Here is a 23,978-nt window from a genome sequence, read left to right as displayed (position 1 = left end):
TTTCCCCCAGAGCCCGCACTTGTCGTGCTTGGGCCACCACCAGCAAGTCCTCCGTACTTGTTCCGCAAGAAAGGCACTCTTCGTGCGTAAGAACATCAAGCTCACCGCCCTCGCCGCCACCGCCACCGCGCTGACCCTGGGCCTCACCGCCTGCGGCAGCTCCTCGGACCCGTCCTCCGTCAAGGCGGACGGCGGCAAGGCCGACGAGAGCAAGCCGCTCGTCATCGCGGCGTCCCCGAGCCCCCACGCCGACATCCTGAACTTCGTCAAGGACAAGCTCGCGGCCAAGGAAGGCCTCAAGCTGGAGGTGAAGGAGTTCACGGACTACGTCCTGCCCAACACCGCCACCGAGCAGGGCCAGGTCGACGGCAACTACTTCCAGCACAAGCCGTACCTCGACGACTTCAACAAGAAGAACGGCACCCACGTCGTGCCCGTCGCGAACGTGCACCTGGAGCCCCTCGGCCTCTACTCCAAGAAGGCCAAGGCCCTGACCGACATCAAGCCCGGTCAGACCATCGCCGTCCCCAACGACACCACCAACGAGGGCCGCGCGCTCCAGCTGCTGGCCGCCAACAACCTGATCACCCTGAAGGAAGGCGTCGGCACGGCCGCCAAGCTGTCCGACATCACCGACAAGAAGGGCCTGGAGTTCAAGGAGCTGGAGGCCGCCACGGTCCCGCGCGCCCTGAACGACGTGGACGCCGCCGTCATCAACGGCAACTACGCCCTGGAGGCCGACCTGGCGCCCGCCAAGGACGCCATCGCCCTGGAGAAGGCCGAGGGCAACCCCTACGCCAACTTCCTCGCGGTCAAGGACGGCAACCAGAACGACCCGCGGATCCAGAAGCTCGCCAAGCTCCTGAACTCCGACGAGGTCAAGAAGTTCATCGAGGAGAAGTACCAGGGCTCGGTCGTCCCGGCCTTCGGCACCCCCGCCTCCTGACCCCGCCGCCCGGCACCACCGGGCCCGGACGGTCATGCATCTCGGCCCCGTACGCCCCTGACGGCGCGCGGGGCCGAGTTCTGCCCGTTCCCGGGCAACCCGGCCCTGCACATCCCCCGGCCGATGCTGCATGCTGTGGCCTACGACCCGCATGAACGGTCCGGCACGCCAGGACCCCGCCCGACGGTCGCCTCGCACCACGGTCGCACCACGTTCTCAGGCATGGAGCTGCGCATGACTACCACCTTCCCGGACGTCACCATCAGCACGGACCGGCTGGTGCTGCGCCCCTTCGAGGAAGACGACGTCACCGCGCTCACCGAGATGATGAACGACGAGAACGTCACCGCCTGGTCCTCCGCGCCCCACCCCTACACCCGCGCCGACGGCCACCGCTGGGCCACCCGGAACGCCCACACCGAACGCACCGAGGGCCGCGGCATCGTCTTCGCCGTCACCGAGTTCCTCACCCAGCGCCTTGTCGGCATCGTCCGCCTCAAGAACACCAACTGGCGCACCCGTTCCACCGAAGCGGGCTACGTCACCGCCCCCTGGGCCCGCGGCGAGGGCTACGCCAGCGAGTCCGTGCTCGCCGTCGCCCAGTGGCTCTTCCGCGAACAGGGCTTCGAGCGCCTCGAACTGCGCACCGCGGCCGACAACACCGCCTCCCAGCAAGTGGCCCAGAAGATCGGCTGCATCAGCGAAGGCGTCCTGCGCAACGCCTGGATCGTGCGCACGCAGACCGCCGACGGCTCCTGGACCGACGCCCGCACCGACCTGATCGTCTGGAGCCTGCTGCCCGAGGACCTCGACGAGGCCGACGGCTTCGACGCGTACGGCGGCTACGACAGTTACACCACCCCCGCCGGGCACGCCCCCGGCAGCCCCTTCGGCCTGCGCCCCGACGCGACCGGCCACCCCGTGGGCGCCGACCGGAAGTGAACCGGTCACCCGGTAGTCTCACCGTGCCCGCCCCTCCCGCCCGCCCCACCCCAGGAGACTGACGACCATGGCCGACCGGGTCACGGTGATCGGCTGGGACGGTTCGCCCCTCACCGCGGCCGCCCGGTCCGCGCTGTCCGCCGCCACCCTCGTGGCCGGTGCCGCCCACCACCTCGCCCTCCCCGAGATCCCGCCCGCGGCCGAACGCATCCGCCTCGGCAGCCTCGGCCTCGCCGCCCGCCGCATCGCCGGCCATCGCGGTACCGCCGTGGTCCTCGCCGACGGGGACCCCGGCTTCTTCGGAGTCGTCCGCACCCTGCGCGCCCCCGAGCACGGCCTGGAGGTCGAGGTCGTCCCCGCCGTCTCCTCCGTGGCCGCGGCCTTCGCCCGCGCCGGCATGCCCTGGGACGACGCCCGGGTCGTCGTCGCGCACCCCCGCACTCTGCGCCGCGCCGTCAACGTCTGCCGCGCCCACCCGAAGGTCGCCGTGCTCACCTCGCCCGGCGCCGGTCCCGCCGAACTCGCCCTGCTCCTCGACGGGGTCCACCGCACCTTCGTGGTCTGCGAGGAACTCGGCACGGACCGGGAGCAGGTGAGCGTCCTCACCTCCGACAAGGCGGCCGACCACAGCTGGCGCGACCCGAACGTCGTCATCGTCATCGGCGGCAGCGGCCAGACCCTCTCCGCCGACCCGGGCTGGCTCCTCGGCCAGAGCCCGGCCCTGTCCGCCGAGCGCGGCTGGGCCCGCCCGCAGGCCGACGCGGGGGAGGGGGAGTCGGGCCTGCTGCGCGCCGCCCAACTGGCCCGGCTGGGACCGCGCACCGGCGACCTCGTCTGGGACATCGGCACGGGATCCGGCGGCATCGCCGTGGACGCCGCCGCCCTCGGCGCCGCCGTCATCGCGGTCGACGCCGACCCGGCCGCCCTGGAGCGCGCAACTGCCGCCGCCCGCGCCCGCGGAGTACAGCTCCAGGCCGTCGCCGGACGCGCCCCCCACGTACTGGAGCGACTGCCCGAACCGGACGTGGTCCGCGTGGGCGGCGGCGGAGCCGAGGTGGTCGCCGCCGTCGCCGACCGCCGCCCCGAACGCATCGTCAGCCACGCCTCCACCCGCGACGAGGCGGAGGCCATCGGCCGGGTACTGACCGAACACGGTTACGCCGTCGAATGCGCACTGCTCCAGTCCGTCGGCCTGGACACCCGCACCTGGGCGGAACAGGACCGTTCCGTGGTGTTCCTCCTGGCAGGTCAGCGCCCTGTGAACCGGTGAGACCGGGGCGGGGGTAGGCTGGCCGATCGTCGTACTGTCCGGACGATTCGGGGCATGGCGACACCGCTCGGACGCGCGACGTGGCGCAGTCCACAGTGGACCGTGGTGGTTATGGCCGCCACGATCGCTAACGGGCGCGACAATGCTTAGTGGTTGTCGTGCAGGTGCAGGTGGGACGAGTACGTCGCACCGGGATCCGGCACGGCGGACCGCCCGTCGGCCTCGTGGGCCCCCGGGCGAACGAAGAGGCAACACCGATGGGCGAGGGGTACGCATGACTGACACCGGCCGGGTCCCGGGCGAGGGTCACCCGGACAACACGGGCATGGTGGATCAGCAGGGCGTGCCCGCCCCGGTCCCGATGCAGGCACCGATGTCCACGGGCTACGCCTTCCAGGACCTCGTGGACGACCCGGCCGAGCCCGAGGACGAGGAACTGCTGCTCATGCCGAGCGCCCAGGGCTCCTGGAGCGACCCCCAGGTCGTCCCGCAGGTCCCCGCCTTCCCCGTCGAGCCGCAGACGTACGCCGACGCCCCCTTCGGCGCCGAGCCCGGCTACCCGGCCGCCCAGCAGGCCTACCCCGAGCCCGCCGGTTACCAGGAGTTCCCACAACCCTCCTTCGCCGACTCCTACAGCGCGGGCGCGCACGAGGCGGGCGGCCGCGACTCCGGCGCCCTCGACCTCGGCGGCCTCGTCGTGCCGCCCCCGGCGGCGCCCGCCGCCCCGGCGGCACCCCCGGCCCCCGCCCGCCGCCCGCTGCACATGGGCCCGCCCGTGCCCGACGCCACCGGCGGCGTGGTGCGCTCCCTCGCGGACCGCGGCCCGGCCGCGGCGCCCGCACCGGCCCCCGTGACGGTCGCCCCGCTCGGCGCCCAGCCGGTGGCCCAGCCTGTGGCCCCCCTCCACCAGGCCGGTCCCCTCGCCCCGGGCCCCGAGTACCTCGACGCACCCCGTACGGAGGCCGCCGAGGCCCCCGAGGCCCCCGCCCAGCTCGGTGAGATCCCGCTGCAGGCCGGAGCCCCGTGGACGCCCGACCCGGCGGCCGCGGTGCCGGCCGCCGAGCCCGTGCAGCCCGCCGCCGAGCAGCAGCAGGAGCAGCCGCCCGCCGCGCCCGCCGCCGCAGAAACGGTGGTCCAGCCCGAGGCTCCGGCCCAGCCCGAGGCCCCGAGCCAGCCCGAAGCCCCGAGCCAGCCCGAGCAGCCGGCCCAGCCGGAGGCCGCCCAGCCCGAGCAGCCCGAGCAGCCCGTTCCGGCCGAGCCCGCCCCGGCCGAGCCCGTCCCGGCGCAGGAGACGGCCCCGGCCGCCGAGACCGCCGAGCCCGTGCGGGCGGCCGCCGAGCCGATCCCCGCCGGTCCCGAGCCGGTCGCCGCCGAGCAGGCTCCCGCCGAGCCGGTCGCCGCCGCCGAGCCCGCTGCGCCGGCGGAGCCCGCCGAGGCCGCCCCGGAGCTCTTCGAGCCCGTCCCCGCGCCCGCCGCCGAGCCGGAGCCGGTCGCCGTCCAGGCCGAGGCCCCGGCCGAGGAGCAGCCCGAGCCGGTGGCCCCCGCCGAGTCGGCGCAGCCCGCCCCGGCCGCCCCGGCCGAGGCTCCGCAGCCGGCCGAGGCCGCGCAGGTGCCCACCGAGTCCGCCGCCCCCGTCGCTCCCGCCGAGACGGCCGTCCCGGCCGAGGCGCAGCCCGAGCCGGTGCCCGCGGCCGAGGCCGTCGTGGTGGAGCCCGTACAGCCGGAGCCCGCTCTTCCCGAGCCGTCGCAGCCCGAGGCCGCACAGCCGGAGCCGGCCGACGCGCCCGCCGCTGCCGAGCCCGTGGCCCCCGCCGAGACCGCCGAGCCCTCCCCGGGCGAGCCGGCCCCCGGCTACGACGACGCCGAGCGCGAGGCCGTCCTGCGCGTCATGCGCGAGCGCCGCGACATCCGCAAGGGCTTCCGGACCGACCCGATCCCGCACGAGGTGCTGCTCCGTGTCCTGGAGGCGGCCCACACCGCGCCCAGCGTCGGCCACTCGCAGCCCTGGGACTTCGTCGTCATCCGCTCCGCCGAGACCCGCCGGACGATGCACGAGCTCGCCCAGCGCCAGCGCGAGGCCTATGCCAAGTCGCTGCCCAAGGGCCGGGCCAAGCAGTTCAAGGAACTCAAGATCGAGGCCATCCTCGACACCCCGGTGAACATCGTCGTCACCGCCGACCCCACCCGCGGCGGCCGCCACACCCTCGGCCGGCACACCCAGCCGCAGATGGCCCCGTACTCCTCGGCCCTCGCCGTCGAGAACCTCTGGCTCGCCGCGCGCGCCGAAGGCCTCGGCGTCGGCTGGGTCAGCTTCTTCGACGAGCGCGAGATGGTCCGCGAGCTCGGCCTGCCCGAGCACCTGGAGGTCGTCGCCTACCTGTGCGTCGGGTACGTCGACGAGTTCCCGGAGGAGCCCGAGCTGGCCCAGGCCGGCTGGTCCCAGCGCCGCCCGCTCTCCTGGGTCGTGCACGAGGAGACGTACGGCCGCCGCGCGCTGCCCGGCGAGGAGCCGCACGACCTGCTCTCCGAAACGGTCGCCAGCATCCGCCCGCTCGACGCGAAGGCGCTCGGCGAGGCCTGGGAGCGGCAGAAGCGCATGACCAAGCCCGCCGGGGCCCTCGGCATGCTGGAGATCATCTCCGCCCAGCTCGCGGGCCTCTCCCGGGTCTGTCCGCCGCCGATCCCGGAGCCCGCCGCCGTGGCGATCTTCGCGGGCGACCACGGGGTCCACGCCCAGGGCGTCACCCCGTGGCCCCAGGAGGTCACCACGCAGATGGTCGCCAACTTCCTGGGCGGCGGTGCGGTCTGCAACGCCTTCGCCAACCAGGTGGGCGCCGAGGTCTGCGTGATCGACGTCGGCGTCGCGGGCGACCTCCCGGCCACCCCCGGCCTGCTGCCCCGCAAGGTCCGCCCCGGCACGGCCGATCTCTCCACCGGCCCGGCGATGACCCGCGAGGAGGCCGTCGCCGCCATCGAGGTGGGCATCGAGACGGCCCGCGACCTGGTCGCGGCCGGCAACAAGGCCCTCCTCACCGGCGAGATGGGCATCGCGAACACCACCGTCTCGGCCGCCCTGATCTCCGTCTTCACCGGCGTCGACCCGTCCGAGGTCACCGGCCGCGGCACGGGCATCAACGACGAGACCCACGCCCGCAAGGTCGACGTCGTCCGCCGCGCCCTCGAACTCCACCAGCCGGACCCGGCGGACCCGATCGGCGTCCTCGCGGCCATCGGCGGCCTGGAGCACGCGGCCATCGTCGGGCTCCTCCTCGGCGGCGCCTCGCTGCGCACCCCGGTGATCCTGGACGGCGTCAGCGCCGGTGCGGCCGCCCTGGTGGCCCGCGCCATCGCGCCCGAGTCCCTGTCGGCGTGCATCGCGGGCCACCGCAGCGCCGAGCCGGGCCACGTGGCGGCCCTGAACAAGCTGGGCCTGCGCCCCCTGGTCGACCTCGACCTCCGCCTCGGCGAGGGCACGGGCGCCCTGCTGGCCCTCCCGCTGGTGCAGAGCGCCGCCCGCGCGATGCACGAGGTCGCCACGTTCGACTCGGCGGGCGTCACCGAGAAGTAGCCCGCCCACCGGCCCGCGCCCCTTCCTCAGGAACGGCGCGGGCCGCCGATGCGCACTGCCGTGGGGCGGGGGCACACCGGGGTCTCCCCGCAGGCCGGGCGAACCCACCGCCGGGCGCCGGACCGGTCCGGCTCGGGGTTCGCGAGCCGAGGAGAGATCCCGGGGGACCCCTCCCCACCCCGAAGCCATCACCGCCCGCGGCCGGATCCTGCCGCACCCCGCCCGACGGCCTCCCCGGTACGAGCCGGCCCGCCCCGGTTCGCCCCGTCCCGCCTCCGGCCGGATCGGTACCCCGCAGCCCTGCACAGCCCCCCGCACGCCCCCGTCCGCGCTGCGGGACGGCCCGCGCCGTATGGTGGACCCGCACCAAGAACCCGCACGTCAGTACACCGCCGCTCCGCCGTCGCAGCGGCACGAACGCACCGCCGCCCCCAGGAGCCGCACCGCAATGGCCGAACACCCCGCCTACCCCGTCGGTCTCCGCCTCGCCGGCCGCCGCGTCGTCGTCATCGGCGGTGGCCAGGTCGCCCAGCGCCGCCTCCCGGCACTGGTCGCCGCGGGCGCCGACGTCCTGCTCGTGTCGCCCTCCGCCACCCCCTCCGTGGACGCCATGGCGGAGACCGGCGAGATCCGCTGGGAGCGCCGCCGCTACCAGGACGGCGACCTCGCCGGAGCCTGGTACGCGCTGATCGCCACCCAGAACCGGGACGCCAACGAGCTGGCCTCCGCCGAGGCCGAGCGGGAGCGCGTCTGGTGCGTGCGGGCCGACGACGCCTCCGCGGCCACCGCGTGGACCCCGGCCACCGGCCGCGTCGAGGGCGTCACCGTCGCCGTGCTCACCGGCAACGACCCGCGCCGTTCCGCGGCCGTCCGCGACGCCGTCGTCGAGGGCCTGCGCGACGGCACCCTCACCGCCCCCGGCCACCGCCACCGCTCGGCCCCCGGCGTCGCGCTCGTCGGCGGCGGTCCCGGCGACCCGGACCTGATCACCGTGCGCGGCCGCCGGCTGCTCGCCGAGGCCGACGTGGTCATCGCCGACCGGCTCGGCCCCCGCGACCTGCTCGACGAGCTGCCCCCGCACGTCGAGGTCATCGACGCGGCGAAGATCCCGTACGGCCGGTTCATGGCCCAGGAGGCCATCAACAACGCGCTCATCGAGCACGCCAAGGCCGGCAAGGCCGTCGTCCGGCTCAAGGGCGGGGACCCGTACGTCTTCGGGCGGGGGATGGAGGAGCTCCAGGCGCTCGCGGCCGAGGGCATCCCCTGCACGGTGGTGCCCGGCATCTCCAGCTCGATCTCGGTGCCCGCGGCCGTCGGCATCCCGGTCACGCACCGGGGCGTGGCCCACGAGTTCACCGTGGTCAGCGGACACGTCGGCCCGGACGACCCGCGTTCCCTCGTGGACTGGGCCTCCCTCGCCAAGCTCACCGGGACCCTGGTGGTCCTCATGGGCGTCGACAAGATCGGCCTGATCGCCGAGGCCCTGGTCCGGCACGGCCGGTCCGCCGACACCCCCGTCGCCGTCGTCCAGGAGGGCACCACGGCCGCTCAGCGCCGGGTCGACGCCACCCTGGCCACCGTCGCCGAGCGGGTCCGCGCCGAGGAGGTCCGCCCTCCCGCGGTCATCGTCATCGGCGAGGTCGTCCGCGTCGGAACCGCGCAGCTCCCCGCCACCGGCGCCTGACAGGCCGTTGGCACCGCACCCAGGACAAGGCAGTATCACCCTGTGGCTGATCTCATCACCATCGACGACCCCGACGACCCCCGCCTGCGCGACTACACGGGCCTGACCGACGTCGAACTCCGGCGCCGCCGCGAGCCCGCCGAGGGCCTCTTCATCGCCGAGGGCGAGAAGGTCATCAGACGCGCCAAGGACGCCGGGTACGAGATGCGCTCGATGCTGCTCTCCGCCAAGTGGGTCGACGTCATGCGCGACGTCATCGACGAGCTCCCGGCGCCGGTCTACGCCGTCAGCCCCGACCTCGCCGAGCGGGTCACCGGCTACCACGTGCACCGCGGCGCCCTGGCCTCCATGCAGCGCAAGCCGCTGCCGACGGCCGAGGAGCTGCTGGCCACGACCCGCCGCGTGGCGGTCATGGAAGCGGTCAACGACCACACCAACATCGGCGCGATCTTCCGCAGCGCCGCGGCCCTCGGCATGGACGCCGTGCTGCTGTCGCCGGACTGCGCCGACCCGCTCTACCGCCGGTCGGTGAAGGTCTCCATGGGGGCGGTGTTCTCCGTGCCCTACGCCCGTCTGGAGGCCTGGCCCAAGAGCCTGGACTCGGTCCGCGAGGCGGGCTTCAAGCTGCTCGCCCTCACCCCGCACGAGAAGGCCTCGCCCATCGACGTGGCGGCCCCGCAGTCCCTGGAACGGGTCGCGCTGATGCTCGGGGCCGAGGGCGACGGGCTCTCCACGCAGGCGCTGGTCGCCGCCGACGAGTGGGTCCGCATCCCGATGGCCCACGGGGTGGACTCGCTGAACGTGGGCGCGGCCGCCGCCGTCGCCTTCTACGCGGTGGCCCAGGGCCGCTCCTAGCCCGGGCGGGCCCCGGCCGTCGGCCCGCCGTGGCCGGCGGCCGCCGCTCCCGGCCTAGAGCTTCTGGGCCGCCGCGATGCCCAGGGCCACGATCAGCGTGACCACCACGAACACGATCAGCCGCTGGCGCAGCAGCCGGGGGTCCGGCCGGGAGGGCCGGCGGCCCGTACCCGTCGTCCGGGGAGCCGGGCGTCCGCCCGTACGGCCCGCCGTGGGGCGCGACGAAGGACCGCCCTGGCTGCGCGGATTGCGCGGCGAGGACGGCCGCGACTGCGGCCCGCCGACGGAGCCGGGGCCGCCCTGCGGCCGGGGGGCGCTGCCGCCGCCCGTACGCCGCTCCGTGCGCTGCTCCGCGTGGTCCACGCCCCCGGTGCGTCCGGCCGCCTCGGGGAGCCGCCCCGTGGGCCGGTCGGTCCGCGCGCGCTGGGCCGGCGGGCGGCCGTCCGACAGCCCCTGGGCCTCGCGGGCCGCGATCTCCTTGAGCCGCATCGACAGCTGGAGGGTGCTGGGCCGCTCCTCGGGGTCCTTGGCCAGGCAGGCCCGTACGAGAGGGGCCAGGGCGTCCGGAACGCCCTGCAGGTGCGGTTCCTCGTGGACCACGCGGTACAGCATGACCTCGGAACTCCCGTGCCCGAAGGGGGAGTCGGCGGTGGCCGCGTAGGCCAGGGTGGCGCCGAGGGCGAAGACGTCGGTGGCCGGGGTGACGGCGGCGCCGCGCACCTGCTCGGGGGCGAGGAAGCCGGGGGAGCCCACGGCCGTGCCCACGTGGGTGAGGGTGCTCGCGCCGGTGGCCCAGGCGATCCCGAAGTCGATGATCCGGGGGCCCTTCGGCGACAGCAGGATGTTCGAGGGCTTCAGGTCCCGGTGGACCACTCCCGCCTCGTGCACGGCGACCAGCCCCTCGGAGAGGGCGGCGCCGACGGCGGCGATCTGCGCGGCCGTCAGGGGGCCCTCCTCGGCCACCTTGTCGTGCAGCGAGGGCCCGGGGACGTACTGGGTGGCGAACCACGGCCGCTCGGCCTCCAGGTCCGCGGCCACCAGGCGGGCCGTGCAGCCCCCGCGGATCCGCCGGGCTGCGGACACCTCGCGGGCGAACCGGGAGCGGAACTCCTGGTCCTCGGCCAGATCGGGGCGGATCACCTTGAGTGCGACGCGCTGCCCGCGCCGGTCGGACCCCAGATAGACCACACCCATGCCGCCGGCGCCGAGCCGCCTGTGCAGTCTGAACGAGCCGACGACACGCGGGTCCTCGCGCCGGAGCCGCATCATCGCCATGTCCACCCCGCCGGCCGCTCGTCCTGTTGACCTGGCACAGCTTACGGACGATCCGGCATGCGTGCTCAGAGGCCGCGCCCTCGCCGCAGGATTCGATTGTCTGTGCGGCGCAGCACACTTGAGGGAGTCTCAGCGGACCGGCCCGGGAGCCCGGCCCGGCGGGGTGTCCGGCCCAAACGGCCTTCCGGTCAAGGGGATTGGACTCCGGGGTCGGCCCGGGGGCGCGCGCGGGGCGGCACGGGGCCCCGCGGGGCCGAGTCGATCATGCGGGTTCCCGTTGTGCGGACACGTGCGAACAGGGAGTGACGAAAGTGAGGGAAGTCACCACCCTCCGGTCATCCCCTCCGGGATGACCCCCACTGCGGGGGAGAGGTCTCCACCCAGGGGAGTACGCCACGCGGTCGCCGTCATCCTCCTGGAGGCCCGGCAATGGGTACGAGGGCATGAGGACCCGTGCCGCCCGCCCGCCTAGGGTTGAGGTCAAGCGGCGGGTGGCGCACTCGTCCCCCGAGGTCAAAAGCCCGCCGCTGCCAGACGACAGGGAGAGGACCATGGCGGACATCGCACGGCAGGGACGCAAGGCCTTCGCGTTCAACAGCCATGAGTCCGGCACCCGCCACCCGCTGGTGGCGGCGGCGATGGTCCTCCCCCTGGCCGCCCTGCTGCTCTTCCTCTTCGGGGGGTTCGAGCAGCTGGCGGCGCAGGCGTCGTCCGTGGGCATGATGCCGGGGCGCTGAGCGGCGCCCCGGGTCCGGGAGAGCGGTCCGGACCGGGACATCGGCCTGAGCACCCCGTGGGGACGGGGGAGCGACGGACGGCAGGTGAAGGGTGCTGCCCGTGCGACTGGGGAGTCGCACGGGCAGCACCCTTTTTGACGTGGGGCTTCCCGACGTGGGACCTGCGGGGGGAACGCGGAAGCCCCGGCCGATGGACGGCCGGGGCTTCCGGACTGTGCGCGATACTGGGATTGAACCAGTGACCTCTTCCGTGTCAGGGAAGCGCTCTCCCGCTGAGCTAATCGCGCGGGCTCCACGGCTCGGAAGCCGCAGGTCGTGCAGGTGGTGCGGATACTGCGTGCGCGATACTGGGATTGAACCAGTGACCTCTTCCGTGTCAGGGAAGCGCTCTCCCGCTGAGCTAATCGCGCGGGGATCCTCGCGGATCAGTGGACGATACTGGGATTGAACCAGTGACCTCTTCCGTGTCAGGGAAGCGCTCTCCCGCTGAGCTAATCGTCCTTGGAGGTGGAGACGGGATTTGAACCCGTGTAGACGGCTTTGCAGGCCGTTGCCTCGCCTCTCGGCCACTCCACCATGGAGCTGCAGGGGTTCTCGGGAAGATCCCCCACTTCGAGCGGACGACGAGACTCGAACTCGCGACATCCACCTTGGCAAGGTGGTGCTCTACCAACTGAGCTACGTCCGCAGGTCACCTTGTTCGCTCCGGGGTTTTCCCCCTTCGCTCCCTGGCGACGTGTTGAACTCTAGCGGATTCCCGGGCCAGCTCAAAAACGCGTTTCCGCAGCGTGCTGCCGCTCGATCACCACAGGTCACCCCGGCGTCACCGCGACCGGCGCCCGCGGACCGACCGCACCGGCGCCCGCGCGCCGCCGGTCATAGACTCGCAGCCGTGCACGACCTGCCCCCCATGGCCCGCTTCGGCGGCCTCCTCGCGACCGACCTGCGGGATGTCACCAGTGATCCCGCCGCCCTCGACTCCACCGGCTTCTGGGCCGTGGCGGCCGATTTCGAAGGGCGCCTCGTCTGCGCGCGTTTCGGGGACGTACGGCCCGACCCCGTCCCCGCGCCGGTCCCCGGCGCCTGGCACGGCCCCGACGCCGACCACTGGACCTCCTCGCTCGACCGGGCGGCGTACGTCGCGGGCGTACGCCGCATCCGCGAGCACATCGCCGCCGGCGAGGTCTACCAGGCCAACCTCTGCCGGGTGCTGTCCGCGCCGCTGCCCCGACCGGAGCACGCCGACGTCGACGCCCTCACCGCGCTCCTCGCGCGCGGCAACCCGGCACCCTTCGCGGGAACGATTCGGCTCGTGGCCCACGGCGTGGAGATCGCCACCGCCTCGCCCGAGCTGTACCTGCGCCGCGCCGGCCGCCACGTCGAGTCCGGACCCATCAAGGGCACCGGCCGCACGGCCGCGGACCTGCTCCCCAAGGACCACGCCGAGAACGTGATGATCGTGGACCTCGTCCGCAACGACCTCGGCCGGGTCTGCGCGACGGGCTCCGTCACCGTGCCCGCCCTGTGCGCCGTCGAGGAGCACCCGGGCCTGGTCCACCTCGTCTCCACCGTCAGCGGTGAACTCTCCGCCGGCGCCGGCTGGCCCGAGCTGCTCGCCGCCACCTTCCCGCCCGGCTCCGTTACGGGCGCGCCCAAGTCCTCCGCCCTGCGGATCATCGAAGCGCTGGAGACCGCCCCGCGCGGCCCGTACTGCGGCGGCATCGGCTGGGTCGACGCGGACCGGGGCACGGGCGAGCTCGCCGTCGGGATCCGTACGTTCTGGATCGACCGCTCGGCGTCCGGCGGCCCGCGCCTGCTCTTCGGCACCGGAGCGGGCATCACCTGGGGCTCCGACCCCGACCGCGAATGGGCCGAGACCGAACTGAAGGCCGCCCGCCTGCTGCGGGTGGCCGCCGGCCACCAGGAGATCCGCCCCCAGGGAGCGGACGGCACCACCGGAAGGACCACGGCATGAGGATCTGGCTCGACGGAGAGCTGCGGGACGCGGACAGCGCCAGGGTGTCCGTCTTCGACCACGGGCTGACCGTGGGCGACGGCGTCTTCGAGACGCTGAAGGCCCGGCACGGCAAGGCCTTCGCCCTCACCCGCCACCTGGACCGGCTGACCCGCTCCGCCCGGGGCCTCGGCCTCCCGGACCCCGACCTCGACGAGGTGCGCCGGGCCTGCGCGGCCGTCCTGGAGGCCAACCCGGTCGAGCACGGCCGGCTGCGCGTCACCTACACCGGCGGGGTCGCCCCCCTCGGCTCCGACCGCGGGGACGCCGGGACCACGCTGATCGCCGCCGTCGTCGCGTCCGACCCCCGGCCGGACACCACGGCCGCGGTGACGGTGCCCTGGGTGCGCAACGAACGCTCCGCCGTGGCGGGCCTGAAGTCCACCTCGTACGCGGAGAACGTCGTCGCCCTCGCCGCCGCCCAGCGGGAAGGCGCCTCCGAGGCGCTGATGGCCAACACCGCCGGCCGGCTCTGCGAGGGCACCGGCTCCAACGTCTTCGTCGTCCTCGACGGGGAACTGCACACCCCGCCCCTGGAGTCCGGCTGCCTGGCCGGGATCACCCGCGCCCTCGTCGTGGAATGGGCCGGTGCCAAGGAGACCGACCTGCCCTTCGACGTGCTGGAACGCGCGGAGGAGGTGTTCCTGACCTCCTCCCTGCGCGACGCCCAGGCCGTCCTGCGGCTCGACGGCCGGGAGCTCGGCAGCGCCCCCGGACCGGTCACGGCCGAGGTCATGCGGATCTTCGAGGTGAAGGCCGCCGCCGACATCGATCCCTGAGGCCCGCTGCCCGGGGTCCCGCGGCGAGCGGAGCGCCGAAGTCCGCGCACACCGGTGACGCGGGGCCGCGGGGCAGGTAGAACTCACAGTGATGACCACCACCCTGCGGCCCGCGCAGCCGCTCCAGCAGCACGGCGACGGCACCCGGTCGCGGACCTACGAGGTCCGCGTCAACAGCCGTCGCGTCGGCAGCCTCGAACTGGCCACGCGATCCGCGGACCGGCCGGGACTCGGGGTGATCCGGGCACTCCGGATCGACGAACCCGACCGCCGCCGCGGACGCGGCACGGTCGCCGCCCTCGCCGCCGAGGAGGTGCTGCGCTCCTGGCGCTGCACCGGGATCGCCGTGACGGTGCCCGCCGACGCCGGGCCGGCGCTGCGGCTGGCCGCCGCGCTCGGCTACCGGGAGACCGGCCGGGTCATGGTCAAGGAACTGGGGGAGGAGCCGCCCGCCCCCGCGCCGGGCACCACCGGAAGGCCGATGACCCCGGCCGAGTTCGACACCTGGCTGGAGACCGCCGTCGTCGGGTACGCGCCGAGGACCACCGCGCCCGGCATGACCGCCGAGCAGGGCCTGGCCGCCTCCCGGGCCGAGCACGCCCGGCTGCTGCCCGACGGGGCGGACACCCCGGAGCAGTCCTTCCAGCTCCTGGAGGCCTCCGACGGCACCGTCCTCGGCTCGGTGTGGACGGGGCGGCGGGACCTGCCCGGCCTCGGCCCGGTCCCGTACGTCTACGACGTCGCCGTGGACCCCGCGCACCGCGGCCGGGGGCACGGCAGGTCGCTGATGCTGCTGGCCGAGCGCACCGCCCTGGAGGCCGGCGCCCGGCACCTCGCCCTGCACGTGGCCGAGGGCAACACCCCGGCCCGCCGGCTCTACGAGTCCCTCGGGTACCGGGACACGGCGGTCAACGCGACGAAGGAGCTGATCTGATCGGAGGACGGCCCCCCGGCCGGGCCGGTCAGGCCCCGAGCAGCCGGTCCGCGATCTCCTCGATCCGGGCGCGCAGGCCCTCCTGGCTCTTGCCCCCGTCGAGGCGCTGCCCGTCGATCACGTACGTCGGCGTGCCCGTCACGCCGATCGCCTTGCCCTCGGCCTGGTCCGCGTCGACGATCAGGATGTGCCGCCCGTCGATCAGCGCGGTGTCGAACTCCTCGACGTCGAGGCCCAGTTCCCGGGCGACGTCCAGGAGCACGGCCTCGCCACGCTCGCCCAGCTCGGCGGTGCGCGCGAGGACCGCCTCGGCGTAGGGCCAGCCCTGTCCCTGCTCCACCGCCTCCTCGGCCGCCTGCGCCGCGGCGAACGCGTGCTTGTGCTTCTCCAGGGGGAAGTGGCGCAGCCGGACGTCCAGCCGGTCGCCGTAGCGGGCCCGCAGGGCGCGCACGTCGTCGAGCGCGCTGTGGCAGTCCGGGCACTGGAGTTCGCACCAGACGTCGAGGATCACGGAATCGGTCATACGGACAGTCTCCCAGCCCCCGCCCGCCGCACCGACCGGGACCTGGGGAGGAGGGCCGACCCCGAGATCTCCCGGAGATCCGTCCGCCGGGGCCCGCGCACCTGGCCCGTACGGCGCGGGGCGGTGCAGGATGGACAGGGACGGATCGTCGACCCGCCGAGAGTCCGGAGGACCGCATGCTCGCCGAGACCATTTGCTACGCGGCATCCGCGGCGGGCCTGGGCATCGCCGCGCTGACCGCCTACCGCCGGCGTTTCCTGGCCGCCGCGCGCACCGCCGCGTACGCGCTCGTGCCGGCCGGCCTGGCGCTGACCGGGGTCGTCCAGTGGCTGACCGGCATCGTCTTCGACCCCGCCGTCTGGGTCGGCTTCGGGATGCTGGCCCTGGCCGCGTTGCTCCTCGTGACCACCCGTGCCGTCGAACGCCGCAGGTCCGGCGGGTCCGGGAAGCCCGCGAAGAAGGTCCGGGGCGCGCCCGCGGACGCCGTGGCCCCGGCGGCCTCGCGGCCCTCGCTCGGTTCCACCGGCCCCGCGGCCCAGGGACGCGGCGGCCGGCCCGAGGCCGCTCCCGCGGACGACTTCTCGGACATCGAGGCCATCCTCAAGAAGCACGGCATTCTGAGGTCCTGCGCCGCGTCTTACGGCCGCCGGGCCCCAGCACGCCCGGCGGCGCGGTGGCCCGGAGATCGCGGTACGTCCACGAGATCGAGCGAACTGCCGCGCGGTTGTTGGCGTGTTGAGGGCTGCGCGGTTCCGGCCTGCGCCATCATCGCCCCGACATGTTCGAGACATCGCAGAGTGATCCCGCGGTTCCCGTGCCGGTACCCGCCCCTGTCGCCGACGAGCCGCGAGGCTGCCTGTTCGCGCTCTCCCAACCGCCGCTGATGATCTTCCTAGCGGTGATCGGGATCCTGCTGCTGCTCGCCGCCGTGCACGATCTCTTCCTGCTCTGACGTCCCGGCGTCGACCCCCTTGCGCCGGGCCCGGTAGGCCGCCACGTGCAGCCTGTTCCCGCAGGTCCGGCTGTCGCAGTAGCGGCGGGAGCGGTTGCGGGAGAGGTCCACGAACGCGCGGCGGCAGTCGGGTGCCTCGCAGCGCCGCAGCCGCTCCCGCTCGCCCGAGACCACGATGAACGCCAGCGCCATGCCGCCGTCGGCCGCCAGGTGGTCGCCCACCGAGGCCCCGGGGGCGAAGTAGTGCACGTGCCAGTCGTAGCCGTCGTGGTCGGTCAGCTGCGGGGTGGTGCCCGCCGTCGCCACGAGCTCGTTGATCAGCACGGAGGCGGCACGGGCGGTGGGCGCGGCGAAGACCTGGGCGAACTTGCCGCGCACGGTCCGTACGCCGGCCAGGTCGCGGGCCCCGAGTTCGCCCACGTCGCTGATCGAGTACTCCTGGACGAAGCCGCGGAGCGCGCCGACGTCGGAGAGTCCGTCCGGCTGGTCGGCCTCGGCCGCGGTGTTCACCAGCGCGACGACGACGTCGAGCGCGCGACGGGTGTCGTGTGGGATCTGCACGGTGTCTCCCTCGGGGGCCGGGCCTGCGGCGACGTGTGGCGCCGATGCCGCCCGACAATAGCCGGTCCCCGAACAGCGCGACGGCGCCGTCCGCGCGGGTGGCTTCCGCGGGAACAGCGCCGGCGCAGGCATATGTGGTTGTCCGGCACGCACCGTCGCCCCGAGTCGGACGGTGGCGGACCGCTGTGTGGGCTGGCTCAGCTTTCGGCCAGGATGTGGGAGAGCTCCTTGTCGAGGTCGAAGTGCCGGTGCTCGGTCCCGGGTGGGACCGCGGCGTCCGTCCGCTTGAGGAACGACTCCAGTGCTCGGGCGGGTGCTTCGAGCAGCGCTTCTCCCTCCGGTGAGCTCAGGGCGATGCAGACGACGCCCTGACCGTGGCTTCGGGAGGGCCAGACGCGGACGTCGCCGGTACCGGTGGGCCGGTGGAGACCCTCCGCGAGGAGGTCGCGGGCGAACACCCACTCGACCGTTTCCTCGGCGCCGGTGTGGAAGGTGGCGTGCACGGCGTAGGGGTCGGCCGTGTCATACCGCAGGCCCGCGGGAACAGGCAGTGAGGACTCGCTCGACACAACGAGGCGCAGGTGCAGCTCGCAGCTGACCGTGGTGTTCATAAGCGCCAGGGCCTTTCGCTCAGTGTGCGCTCGGGGATTCGCACGTCGGCGAAATCGACATGCCACCTACGGTGTCGTTGTAAACCCCTCTGACCGTTTTGCGGACCTCTGGGTCCCTCGGACGGCGGATCCAAACGGCCGTTCCCGTGTGCTTCGCGCTCGGGTAGATTCGGGGACATGAATACGGGGAGTGACCGCGGAACCAACCAGTCCGCCGCCGACGCAACCACCACCGCGACCGGCGCGGGATCCGCCGCCGGGACCGCAGGGGAGTCCGGCGCGGAGTCCAGTGCCACATCAGCGGCGGAAGCCGCCGAGCAGACGCCGCACGTATCGAAGGCGCCCGCCTTCATCAAGGCCAACAAGAGCCTGCACCTCAGCTGGCAGGTCGGCGTCTTCATCGTCGGCCTGGCCGTGATCGCCGCGGGCATCGCCATGCTGGTCCTGCCCGGCCCCGGCTGGGTCGCGATCTTCGCGGGCCTGGCGATCTGGGCGACCGAGTTCGCCTGGGCCCACCTCGTGCTGCGCTGGACCAAGCGCAAGGTCACCGAGGCCGCGCAGAAGGCGCTCGACCCGAAGGTGCGCAGGCGCAACCTCATCCTGACCACCACCGGCCTCGTGATCGCGGCGGCGCTGATCGGCTTCTACCTGTGGAAGTACGGGCTCGTCCTGCCCTGGGACCTCAAGGACCAGTGATGGTCAAAGAGCACCGCTGACATGGGGTAATGTTTGCGGTGCGTCCGGGCGATTAGCTCAGCGGGAGAGCACTTCGTTCACACCGAAGGGGTCACTGGTTCGAACCCAGTATCGCCCACCCGGACCGAGGGCCCGGAGACTGTCACAGTCTCCGGGCCCTCGGCGTTATCCGGTGTCACCCGAGCCGGGCGATCGCGTCGCGCAGCCTGCGGGCGTCCCGCAGCCGCTTCTCGTACGTCGCACCCAGCACCAGGAGCAGCAGGCCCGCCAGGGCCGGCGGCACCCACCGGGGGAGCGCCCCCGCGACCTGCGCCACGTACGGGGCCAGCTCGTGCAGTCCCACCGCCGCCAGCACCGCGCCGCCGAGCAGCAGCGGCGCCTGGAGCCGCCACCGCGCGCCCGCCAGGGTCACCGCCAGCGCGGACACCCCCAGCAGCAGCGGCCGCAGCCAGCCCGGGTCGCCCCAGGCGGCCACCAGGCTCGGCAGCAGGGTCGCCGCCAGCCCCGGACCGTACGCCGTCCACGAGGAGGCTCCCGGGTCCCGGCGGCGCCGCAGCACCCCGACCACCAGGGCCGCCGCCGTGACCGGCACGGTGTAGGCCTCCGGCGCCGTCACCCCGGCCTCCGCCAGGCGCACCCAGGTCGCCGCCGTGAACAGCGCGCCGGCCGCCCAGCCCGCCGTACGGCGCTCCGGCCGCACCGCCGCTCCCGCGCACACCACCCCGGCCAGGGCCAGGACCAGCGCCAGCATCGTCGGCGATCCCGCGGCGAAGGCCAGCGCGGGCACCCCGGAACAGGCCGCCGCGATCTCCACGGGCGTCCGCACGACGCCCAGACGCGGACCGAGCGCCGCCACCAGGGCCGGGACCGCGAGCACCGGCAGCGACCAGCGCGACACCGGCAGCTCCACCGCCGCGGACGCCGCCACCAGCAGCCCCGTGGCGTACCCGACCGCGCACACGCCCGCACCCGAGCGCACCGGCCGGGACGCGGGCCCGTACGCCGCTCCCGCCGCACAGCCCGCACCCAGCAGGCCCCAGACCGCGAAGGTCGCCGCCCGGCCGTCCAGCGCCCCCACGGACACCCCCGCGGCGCCGGCCGCCGCGCAGACCGCCGCCGCGATCCGGATCCCGCGCCCCGGCGCGCGCAGCGCCAGTACGCCCACCGCGGCCGTCACCACCAGCTGCGCGACCAGCACCACCGCCATCGGGAGCCCCAGCAGCACCGGGGCCGTCACCAGACCCGCCCAGGCCAGGACCACGGCCACCACCGTGCCCTCGGAACGCCCCAGCGCCCGCGACAGCCACCACGCCGCCCCCGCCGTCATCAGCAGCGCGACCGATACGGCCGCCACCGGCGCGTACGGCATGGCCGCGGGGCTGCCCGCCCCCCACACCTCGCCCAGCACCCGCACCGGGGCCAGGAAGGCCACCGCCGCCGCGGAACCGGCCACCAGCGCGCCGACGGCACCCACCAGAGCGCCACCGCCGGCCAGCCCCCGCCGCACCCCGCGCGGCAGCGCGGACACCCGCACCGCCGCCAGCAGCGGCAGCCCCACCAGCAGGTGGACCACCACCGTCCAGGAGGCCTCCCGGACCGAGCCCGTCAGCTCCGGACGGGCCACACCGCCCACGGCGACCACGGCCGCCACCGCGCCGGCCACGGCCGCCCCCCACGCGCGGGGCTCCCGCCAGGCCACCGCCACCCCGAGGGCGGCCACCGCCAGCAGCAGCGCCGCCGGAGCCAGCGCCCCGCCGGCGGAGTCCGCCGACCACGACCGGGCCACCCCGGTCAGCAGTGCCGCCGAGCCCAGCAGGACCGCCGGCACGGCCGCCATCCGCAGCCGCAGCGCGAGCGCCGCGTCCAGCGCGGCCGTCACCAGCAGAGCCCAGCCCAGTCCCGTCGCACCCGCGTCCGCGGCCGCCGCGGCCAGCGGCAGCGGCAGCTGCGCCGCCAGGACCGCGGCGGGCAGCGGCAGCCGCAGCCCGCGCAGCGCCGAGCCGTACCCGGCCCAGGCTGCCGCGAGAACGGCCGCCGCCCCCGCCGCGTAGGCCGTCCCGTCCGTGTCCGGCAGGCCGACCGCGTACACGGCGTACGCGTCCAGCACGGTCAGCAGCAGACCCACCGCGGCGACCGACTCCGCCGTGGACCGCAGCCCCCGGCGCAGCAGCACGACGGGCGCGCCCAGCGCGGCCGCCGTCACCACGGACAGCACCGCGGACCGGCCGGCGATCCCCATCGACCCCCAGCTCACCAGCGTGAACGCCAGCGCCGCGACGGCCAGCAGCACCGCACCCAGGGTCAGCAGCACGTTCTGCGCCCCCGGGGCGGAGGCGTCCTTCGCGGGCCCGCCGGGAGCCCCGTGGGCACCGGGCACGGCCGCCCCCCACGGGACGGGGGCCGGTCCCGACTGCTGCAGCAGGCGCAGCAGCCAGTCCCGCCGGGCGAGCAAGTACAGCCGCCGGGAATCGAGTTGGACCAGCTCACGGTCGATGAGCGCCAGCTCTTCGGCCGGCGGCAGAGGCGCGTTCATGGGTGCAGTGTGTCCCCCGCCACCCGGCCGGTACATCGGTGTGCGTACTCAGGTGCGCCCTGAGTACGCACGGGTGCGCGGCCCGACGGACCTCGTGGGGGAAGCGGTTTGAACCAGCCCCGAGGCTTCTGTATTGTTCAGTGCGTTCCCGGGCGATTAGCTCAGCGGGAGAGCACTTCGTTCACACCGAAGGGGTCACTGGTTCGATCCCAGTATCGCCCACCGGGTCAGGCCGGTCCGTCATCGACGGACCGGCCTTCCGCATTCCCGGGCCCTGCGGCTCCGGGAGCCGCGCCCGCTTTCTCAGGCCGCCGTCGACAGGTCCGGCCGCAGCGGCCAGTGCGGATCCACCGGCTCCGGCGTCCCCTGCCGCGCGAACCACGCCTGGAGGCCCCGCGCCTGCGCCGCGTGCCACACGGCCTGCAGCGTGTGCAGCTCCGCCGGGGTCAGCCGCTCCAGCCGCGAGGCGAACCGGCGCCCCACCGCCCGGACCAGCTCCAGCGAGGCCATCGCGTCCGCCGCCGCGTCGTGCGCCCCCTCCAGCTCGATCCCGTAGTGCGCGCACAGGTCCGTCAGCGTCCGGCGGCCCTTGCGGTAGCGGTCCAGGTGCTTGTCCAGCACCCGCGGGTCCAGCACCGTCAGCGGCCGGTTGTCCAGGTACCTCGACAGCGACGACGCCCGGTGCCGGCGCAACTCGCGGTCCAGCAGCGTCAGGTCGAAGGGGGCGTTCATCACCACCACCGGCCGCCCCGCGACCTGCTGCTCCCCGAGGGACCTGGCTATCTCCTCCACCACCGGCGCCGGCCAGCGCCCGTGACGCTGCAGGTGCTCGTCGGTGAGCCCGTGCACTTCCGTCGCGCCCACGGGCACCGGAATGCCGGGATTGACCAGCCAGCGCGTGGTGCGGACCCGGCCGCCCGCGCACTCCTGCACGATGAGCGCGGCGGACACGATCCGGTCCTGCTCCACGTCCACCCCGGTGGTCTCCGTGTCGAATGCGGCCAGCGGGCCCTCGTACCAGCGTGTCATGGCGAACTCCTCGTTCCCGGTCGGCAGTCGGGGTGCAGTCGGGCGCCTCGCCGCGGAACGTGCTGCCCCTGCCCGAAACGGTGATACCCGGGCTGTTTGCCCCGTACGCCGTTTGCGGCGACCCGGGCGCGGAGACAACAACCTTGGGGGACCGCACACATGACCGGTCGTCACCCCATCCACCCACCACCACGGCAGAGCCCGGAAGGCATGGGGAGCCGGCCATGGCGCTCGCACAGCCCGAACAGGGCGGGGTGCTGGCGGGGCAGATCGATCCGCGGAACGCCACGGGCGCAGGAGCGCCGGACGGGACGCGGGCGGTACCGCTGCGCGGCACACTCGCCACCACCGCATGCATGGAGACCCTTCAGGTGGGATACCTGCACGCCGTCGCGGCCGCGGCCGGCTGCTCGCTGTCCCAGCCCTTCCCCGACAACGGCGTCGACTGGCACGTCAGCCACGGCGCCCCCGAGCACGTCGTCGACGACGAGGTCACCATCAAGGTGCAGTTGAAGGCGACCTACCAGGTACCACCCCGGCCGGCCGGGCCCACCTTCGCCTTCACCCTCGACAACGAGCACCTGGTGAAGCTGGCCCGCACCCCGGTCGCCGTGCACAAGATCCTCGTCGTGATGCTCGTCCCGCGGGAGCGCGACCAGTGGCTCGCCGCCGGGCACGACCGGCTCGACCTGCGGCACTGCTGCTACTGGACCAATCTCGCCGGGCACCCCGTGACCGGCCGGCGCCGGACCACCGTACGGATCCCGACCACGCGGATCTTCGACGACCGGGCGCTGTGCGAGATCATGACCCGGGTCGGGTCGGGAGGGACACCCTGATGCACCGGCACCCGCCGAACCTCGAACCACTGCCGTCCCCGGACCACGGGCGCTTCCCGCACCCCGCCGGCCCGGCCGCCCCCGACCCCGCGCAGATCGACCCCGCCGTGCTCGGCGCCCTGCTGCACCGGCACGGCTGGCTGCGCCGCGGCGGGGCCACCGGCCGCTACGGGCGCTGGACGCCACCCGGCCACGCGGCCACCAGCCTCCTCGTCCCCGAGAGCCGGGCCTTCCCCGACTGCGCGGACCTGCTGGAGGAGGCGCTCGCCGCGCTCGCGCACAGCGCGCTGCCCTCCGCCCGCGAGGTGCTCTACGGGCTCAGCGTCCCCAGCGACGAGGTCCGCTGGGAACGGGAGGCCCCGCAGGGCGCGTACGGGATCCGGGGCGAGGCCGCCTGGACGGCCCAGGAGCAACTGCGCACCGCGGCCCGGAAACTGCTGCTGGCCGGGGCGCTCGCCGCCCGCGCCACGGCCGGCTACTACGGGGCGCGGCACCGCGCGCAGGCCGAACGCGCCCTGGAACCCGTGCTCGTGGGGCCCCATCCGGGCGGCCGCCGGCTCAGCGCGTACGTGCCGGTGGACGGCGGACGCGGCGTGGTCACCCGGCTGCACCACGCCCTGCACGCGGCCCGCGAGGCCGTGGACTACCAGCGGGCGACCGGCGGCACCGAAGCCTTCGACGCCGCGGTGCAGGCCGGGGTCAGCAGGGAACTGGCCCAGGCGCTGATCGCGCTGGTCCGCGGCTCGGAGGGGGCCCGGATCGCCCTCGCCTGGGCCCCCGCGGCGGGGGTCCCCACCGGGTGCGCGGCACGTCCCGAGCCGGTGGAGTTCTCGCCGGGGGACCTGCCCGCGCTGCGCGAGGCGGCGGCCCGCTACACCCGCGACGAACCGACCGTACGGGTCCGCGTGGCCGGTGCGGTGGTCCGGATGCGACGCTCGGCGCCGGGCGGCGGGGGCACGGTCCGGCTGCGGGTGCTCGGCGGCGCGGAGGTGCCGTACGTCCGCGCGGCCCTCGACGAGGAGGCGTACCGGGTGGCCGGCCACGCGCACCTGGTGGGCCTGCCCATCCGGCTCAGCGGACACCTCCAGCGCCGCGGGGGCTTCCGGCGGCTGACGGACGCCTCGGACGTCAGCCCCGTACCCCTCGACGAGGTCGAGCGGGACCGGCTGATGAAGTCCCTGGACGACTCCTTCGACCCGGCGGACGTCCTGGCGGGCGAGGACTGAGCCG

At 74.7% G+C, this 23,978-nt stretch carries 20 protein-coding genes and 7 tRNA genes; 16 read left to right on the top strand and 11 right to left on the bottom strand.

What is annotated here, in order from left to right:
• Positions 1-82: 82 nt before the first annotated feature.
• The 6 genes from ACPU2J_RS06985 to ACPU2J_RS06960 all read left to right on the top strand — a co-directional run bounded on the left by ACPU2J_RS06985 (position 83) and on the right by ACPU2J_RS06960 (position 9,265).
• Positions 83-946: a MetQ/NlpA family ABC transporter substrate-binding protein gene (locus ACPU2J_RS06985; protein WP_420081340.1), complete on the top strand. Its 864-nt coding sequence runs from the start codon at positions 83-85 to the stop codon at positions 944-946.
• A gap of 234 nt (positions 947-1,180) precedes the next feature.
• Positions 1,181-1,888 (top strand): GNAT family N-acetyltransferase, encoded by a 708-nt coding sequence (locus tag ACPU2J_RS06980; RefSeq protein WP_420081341.1) that lies wholly within the window; start codon positions 1,181-1,183, stop codon positions 1,886-1,888.
• Positions 1,889-1,955: 67 nt separating this feature from the next.
• On the top strand, positions 1,956-3,158 hold the full coding sequence (cbiE, locus tag ACPU2J_RS06975; protein ID WP_361601423.1) for a precorrin-6y C5,15-methyltransferase (decarboxylating) subunit CbiE: 1,203 nt from the start codon (positions 1,956-1,958) through the stop codon (positions 3,156-3,158).
• Positions 3,159-3,432: 274 nt separating this feature from the next.
• On the top strand, positions 3,433-6,726 hold the full coding sequence (gene cobT, locus ACPU2J_RS06970; protein ID WP_423832958.1) for a nicotinate-nucleotide--dimethylbenzimidazole phosphoribosyltransferase: 3,294 nt from the start codon (positions 3,433-3,435) through the stop codon (positions 6,724-6,726).
• A gap of 448 nt (positions 6,727-7,174) precedes the next feature.
• Positions 7,175-8,410 (top strand): uroporphyrinogen-III C-methyltransferase, encoded by a 1,236-nt coding sequence (gene cobA / locus ACPU2J_RS06965; RefSeq protein ID WP_420081343.1) that lies wholly within the window; start codon positions 7,175-7,177, stop codon positions 8,408-8,410.
• Positions 8,411-8,452: 42 nt separating this feature from the next.
• A complete protein-coding gene (locus ACPU2J_RS06960; protein WP_361601432.1) occupies positions 8,453-9,265 on the top strand; it encodes a TrmH family RNA methyltransferase in 813 nt (270 codons plus the stop codon).
• Between the two features lie 54 nt (positions 9,266-9,319).
• Here ACPU2J_RS06960 and ACPU2J_RS06955 read toward each other — a convergent pair whose 3' ends face one another.
• Positions 9,320-10,546, bottom strand: a complete 1,227-nt coding sequence (locus tag ACPU2J_RS06955; protein WP_361601435.1) for a serine/threonine-protein kinase — start codon at positions 10,544-10,546, stop codon at positions 9,320-9,322.
• Positions 10,547-11,067: 521 nt separating this feature from the next.
• Here ACPU2J_RS06955 and ACPU2J_RS06950 point away from each other — a divergent pair.
• Positions 11,068-11,277: a hypothetical protein gene (locus ACPU2J_RS06950; RefSeq protein WP_389077720.1), complete on the top strand. Its 210-nt coding sequence runs from the start codon at positions 11,068-11,070 to the stop codon at positions 11,275-11,277.
• A gap of 215 nt (positions 11,278-11,492) precedes the next feature.
• Here ACPU2J_RS06950 and ACPU2J_RS06945 read toward each other — a convergent pair.
• The 5 genes from ACPU2J_RS06945 to ACPU2J_RS06925 form a co-directional block, all read right to left on the bottom strand.
• A tRNA-Val gene (locus tag ACPU2J_RS06945) sits at positions 11,493-11,564 on the bottom strand.
• A gap of 51 nt (positions 11,565-11,615) precedes the next feature.
• Positions 11,616-11,687, bottom strand: a tRNA-Val gene (locus tag ACPU2J_RS06940).
• Positions 11,688-11,706: 19 nt separating this feature from the next.
• A tRNA-Val gene (locus ACPU2J_RS06935) sits at positions 11,707-11,778 on the bottom strand.
• Position 11,779: 1 nt separating this feature from the next.
• A tRNA-Cys gene (locus tag ACPU2J_RS06930) sits at positions 11,780-11,853 on the bottom strand.
• Positions 11,854-11,892: 39 nt separating this feature from the next.
• Positions 11,893-11,965: transfer RNA gene (locus ACPU2J_RS06925), tRNA-Gly, on the bottom strand.
• A gap of 204 nt (positions 11,966-12,169) precedes the next feature.
• On the opposite strand from ACPU2J_RS06925, the gene ACPU2J_RS06920 reads away from it, so the two are divergent.
• From ACPU2J_RS06920 to ACPU2J_RS06910, 3 genes are all read left to right on the top strand, one after another.
• On the top strand, positions 12,170-13,252 hold the full coding sequence (locus ACPU2J_RS06920; RefSeq protein ID WP_361601438.1) for a chorismate-binding protein: 1,083 nt from the start codon (positions 12,170-12,172) through the stop codon (positions 13,250-13,252).
• Positions 13,249-14,070, top strand: a complete 822-nt coding sequence (locus ACPU2J_RS06915; RefSeq protein WP_361601441.1) for an aminotransferase class IV — start codon at positions 13,249-13,251, stop codon at positions 14,068-14,070. The genes ACPU2J_RS06920 and ACPU2J_RS06915 overlap by 4 nt, the downstream gene beginning before the upstream one ends.
• A gap of 91 nt (positions 14,071-14,161) precedes the next feature.
• Entirely contained in the window at positions 14,162-15,004 is an 843-nt protein-coding gene (locus ACPU2J_RS06910; RefSeq protein ID WP_420081346.1) for a GNAT family N-acetyltransferase, read from the top strand.
• A gap of 28 nt (positions 15,005-15,032) precedes the next feature.
• Here ACPU2J_RS06910 and ACPU2J_RS06905 read toward each other — a convergent pair whose 3' ends face one another.
• A complete protein-coding gene (locus ACPU2J_RS06905) occupies positions 15,033-15,527 on the bottom strand; it encodes a DsbA family protein (protein ID WP_399820805.1) in 495 nt (164 codons plus the stop codon).
• Between the two features lie 176 nt (positions 15,528-15,703).
• Here ACPU2J_RS06905 and ACPU2J_RS06900 point away from each other — a divergent pair, with 176 nt between their 5' ends.
• The gene (locus tag ACPU2J_RS06900; RefSeq protein WP_423835053.1) at positions 15,704-16,411 is read left to right on the top strand and encodes a hypothetical protein; all 708 of its coding nucleotides are present in this window, start codon (positions 15,704-15,706) and stop codon (positions 16,409-16,411) included.
• Positions 16,412-16,419: 8 nt separating this feature from the next.
• On the opposite strand, the gene ACPU2J_RS06895 is transcribed toward ACPU2J_RS06900, so the two are convergent.
• Together ACPU2J_RS06895 and ACPU2J_RS06890 are read right to left on the bottom strand one after the other, a co-directional pair.
• A complete protein-coding gene (locus ACPU2J_RS06895; protein ID WP_420081348.1) occupies positions 16,420-17,040 on the bottom strand; it encodes a CGNR zinc finger domain-containing protein in 621 nt (206 codons plus the stop codon).
• Between the two features lie 197 nt (positions 17,041-17,237).
• Positions 17,238-17,651, bottom strand: a complete 414-nt coding sequence (locus tag ACPU2J_RS06890; RefSeq protein ID WP_030011909.1) for an SsgA family sporulation/cell division regulator — start codon at positions 17,649-17,651, stop codon at positions 17,238-17,240.
• 177 nt (positions 17,652-17,828) lie between these two features.
• Here ACPU2J_RS06890 and ACPU2J_RS06885 point away from each other — a divergent pair, with 177 nt between their 5' ends.
• Positions 17,829-18,347: a TIGR02611 family protein gene (locus ACPU2J_RS06885; RefSeq protein WP_399820811.1), complete on the top strand. Its 519-nt coding sequence runs from the start codon at positions 17,829-17,831 to the stop codon at positions 18,345-18,347.
• Positions 18,348-18,393: 46 nt separating this feature from the next.
• Positions 18,394-18,465 (top strand) — tRNA-Val (locus ACPU2J_RS06880).
• A gap of 57 nt (positions 18,466-18,522) precedes the next feature.
• On the opposite strand, the gene ACPU2J_RS06875 is transcribed toward ACPU2J_RS06880, so the two are convergent.
• Complete coding sequence (locus ACPU2J_RS06875; RefSeq protein WP_423832957.1) at positions 18,523-20,880, bottom strand: SCO7613 C-terminal domain-containing membrane protein; 2,358 nt, start codon at positions 20,878-20,880, stop codon at positions 18,523-18,525.
• 150 nt (positions 20,881-21,030) lie between these two features.
• On the opposite strand from ACPU2J_RS06875, the gene ACPU2J_RS06870 reads away from it, so the two are divergent.
• A tRNA-Val gene (locus tag ACPU2J_RS06870) sits at positions 21,031-21,102 on the top strand.
• 81 nt (positions 21,103-21,183) lie between these two features.
• On the opposite strand, the gene ACPU2J_RS06865 is transcribed toward ACPU2J_RS06870, so the two are convergent.
• Complete coding sequence (locus tag ACPU2J_RS06865; protein WP_420081350.1) at positions 21,184-21,909, bottom strand: 3'-5' exonuclease; 726 nt, start codon at positions 21,907-21,909, stop codon at positions 21,184-21,186.
• Between the two features lie 224 nt (positions 21,910-22,133).
• Here ACPU2J_RS06865 and ACPU2J_RS06860 point away from each other — a divergent pair, with 224 nt between their 5' ends.
• Both ACPU2J_RS06860 and ACPU2J_RS06855 read left to right on the top strand, forming a co-directional pair.
• Positions 22,134-22,748 carry a DUF4365 domain-containing protein gene (locus tag ACPU2J_RS06860; RefSeq protein ID WP_420081351.1) on the top strand — a complete coding sequence of 205 codons (615 nt, stop codon included), beginning with the start codon at positions 22,134-22,136 and terminating at the stop codon, positions 22,746-22,748.
• Entirely contained in the window at positions 22,748-23,974 is a 1,227-nt protein-coding gene (locus tag ACPU2J_RS06855) for a hypothetical protein (RefSeq protein ID WP_423832956.1), read from the top strand. Before ACPU2J_RS06860 ends, ACPU2J_RS06855 begins: the two co-directional genes overlap by 1 nt.
• Positions 23,975-23,978: the final 4 nt, after the last annotated feature.

The sequence above is a fragment of the Streptomyces manipurensis genome, from assembly GCF_049570255.1.
In the GTDB taxonomy this organism is placed as follows: domain Bacteria; phylum Actinomycetota; class Actinomycetes; order Streptomycetales; family Streptomycetaceae; genus Streptomyces; species Streptomyces manipurensis.
This window is presented reverse-complemented; position numbering and strand designations above follow the sequence as displayed.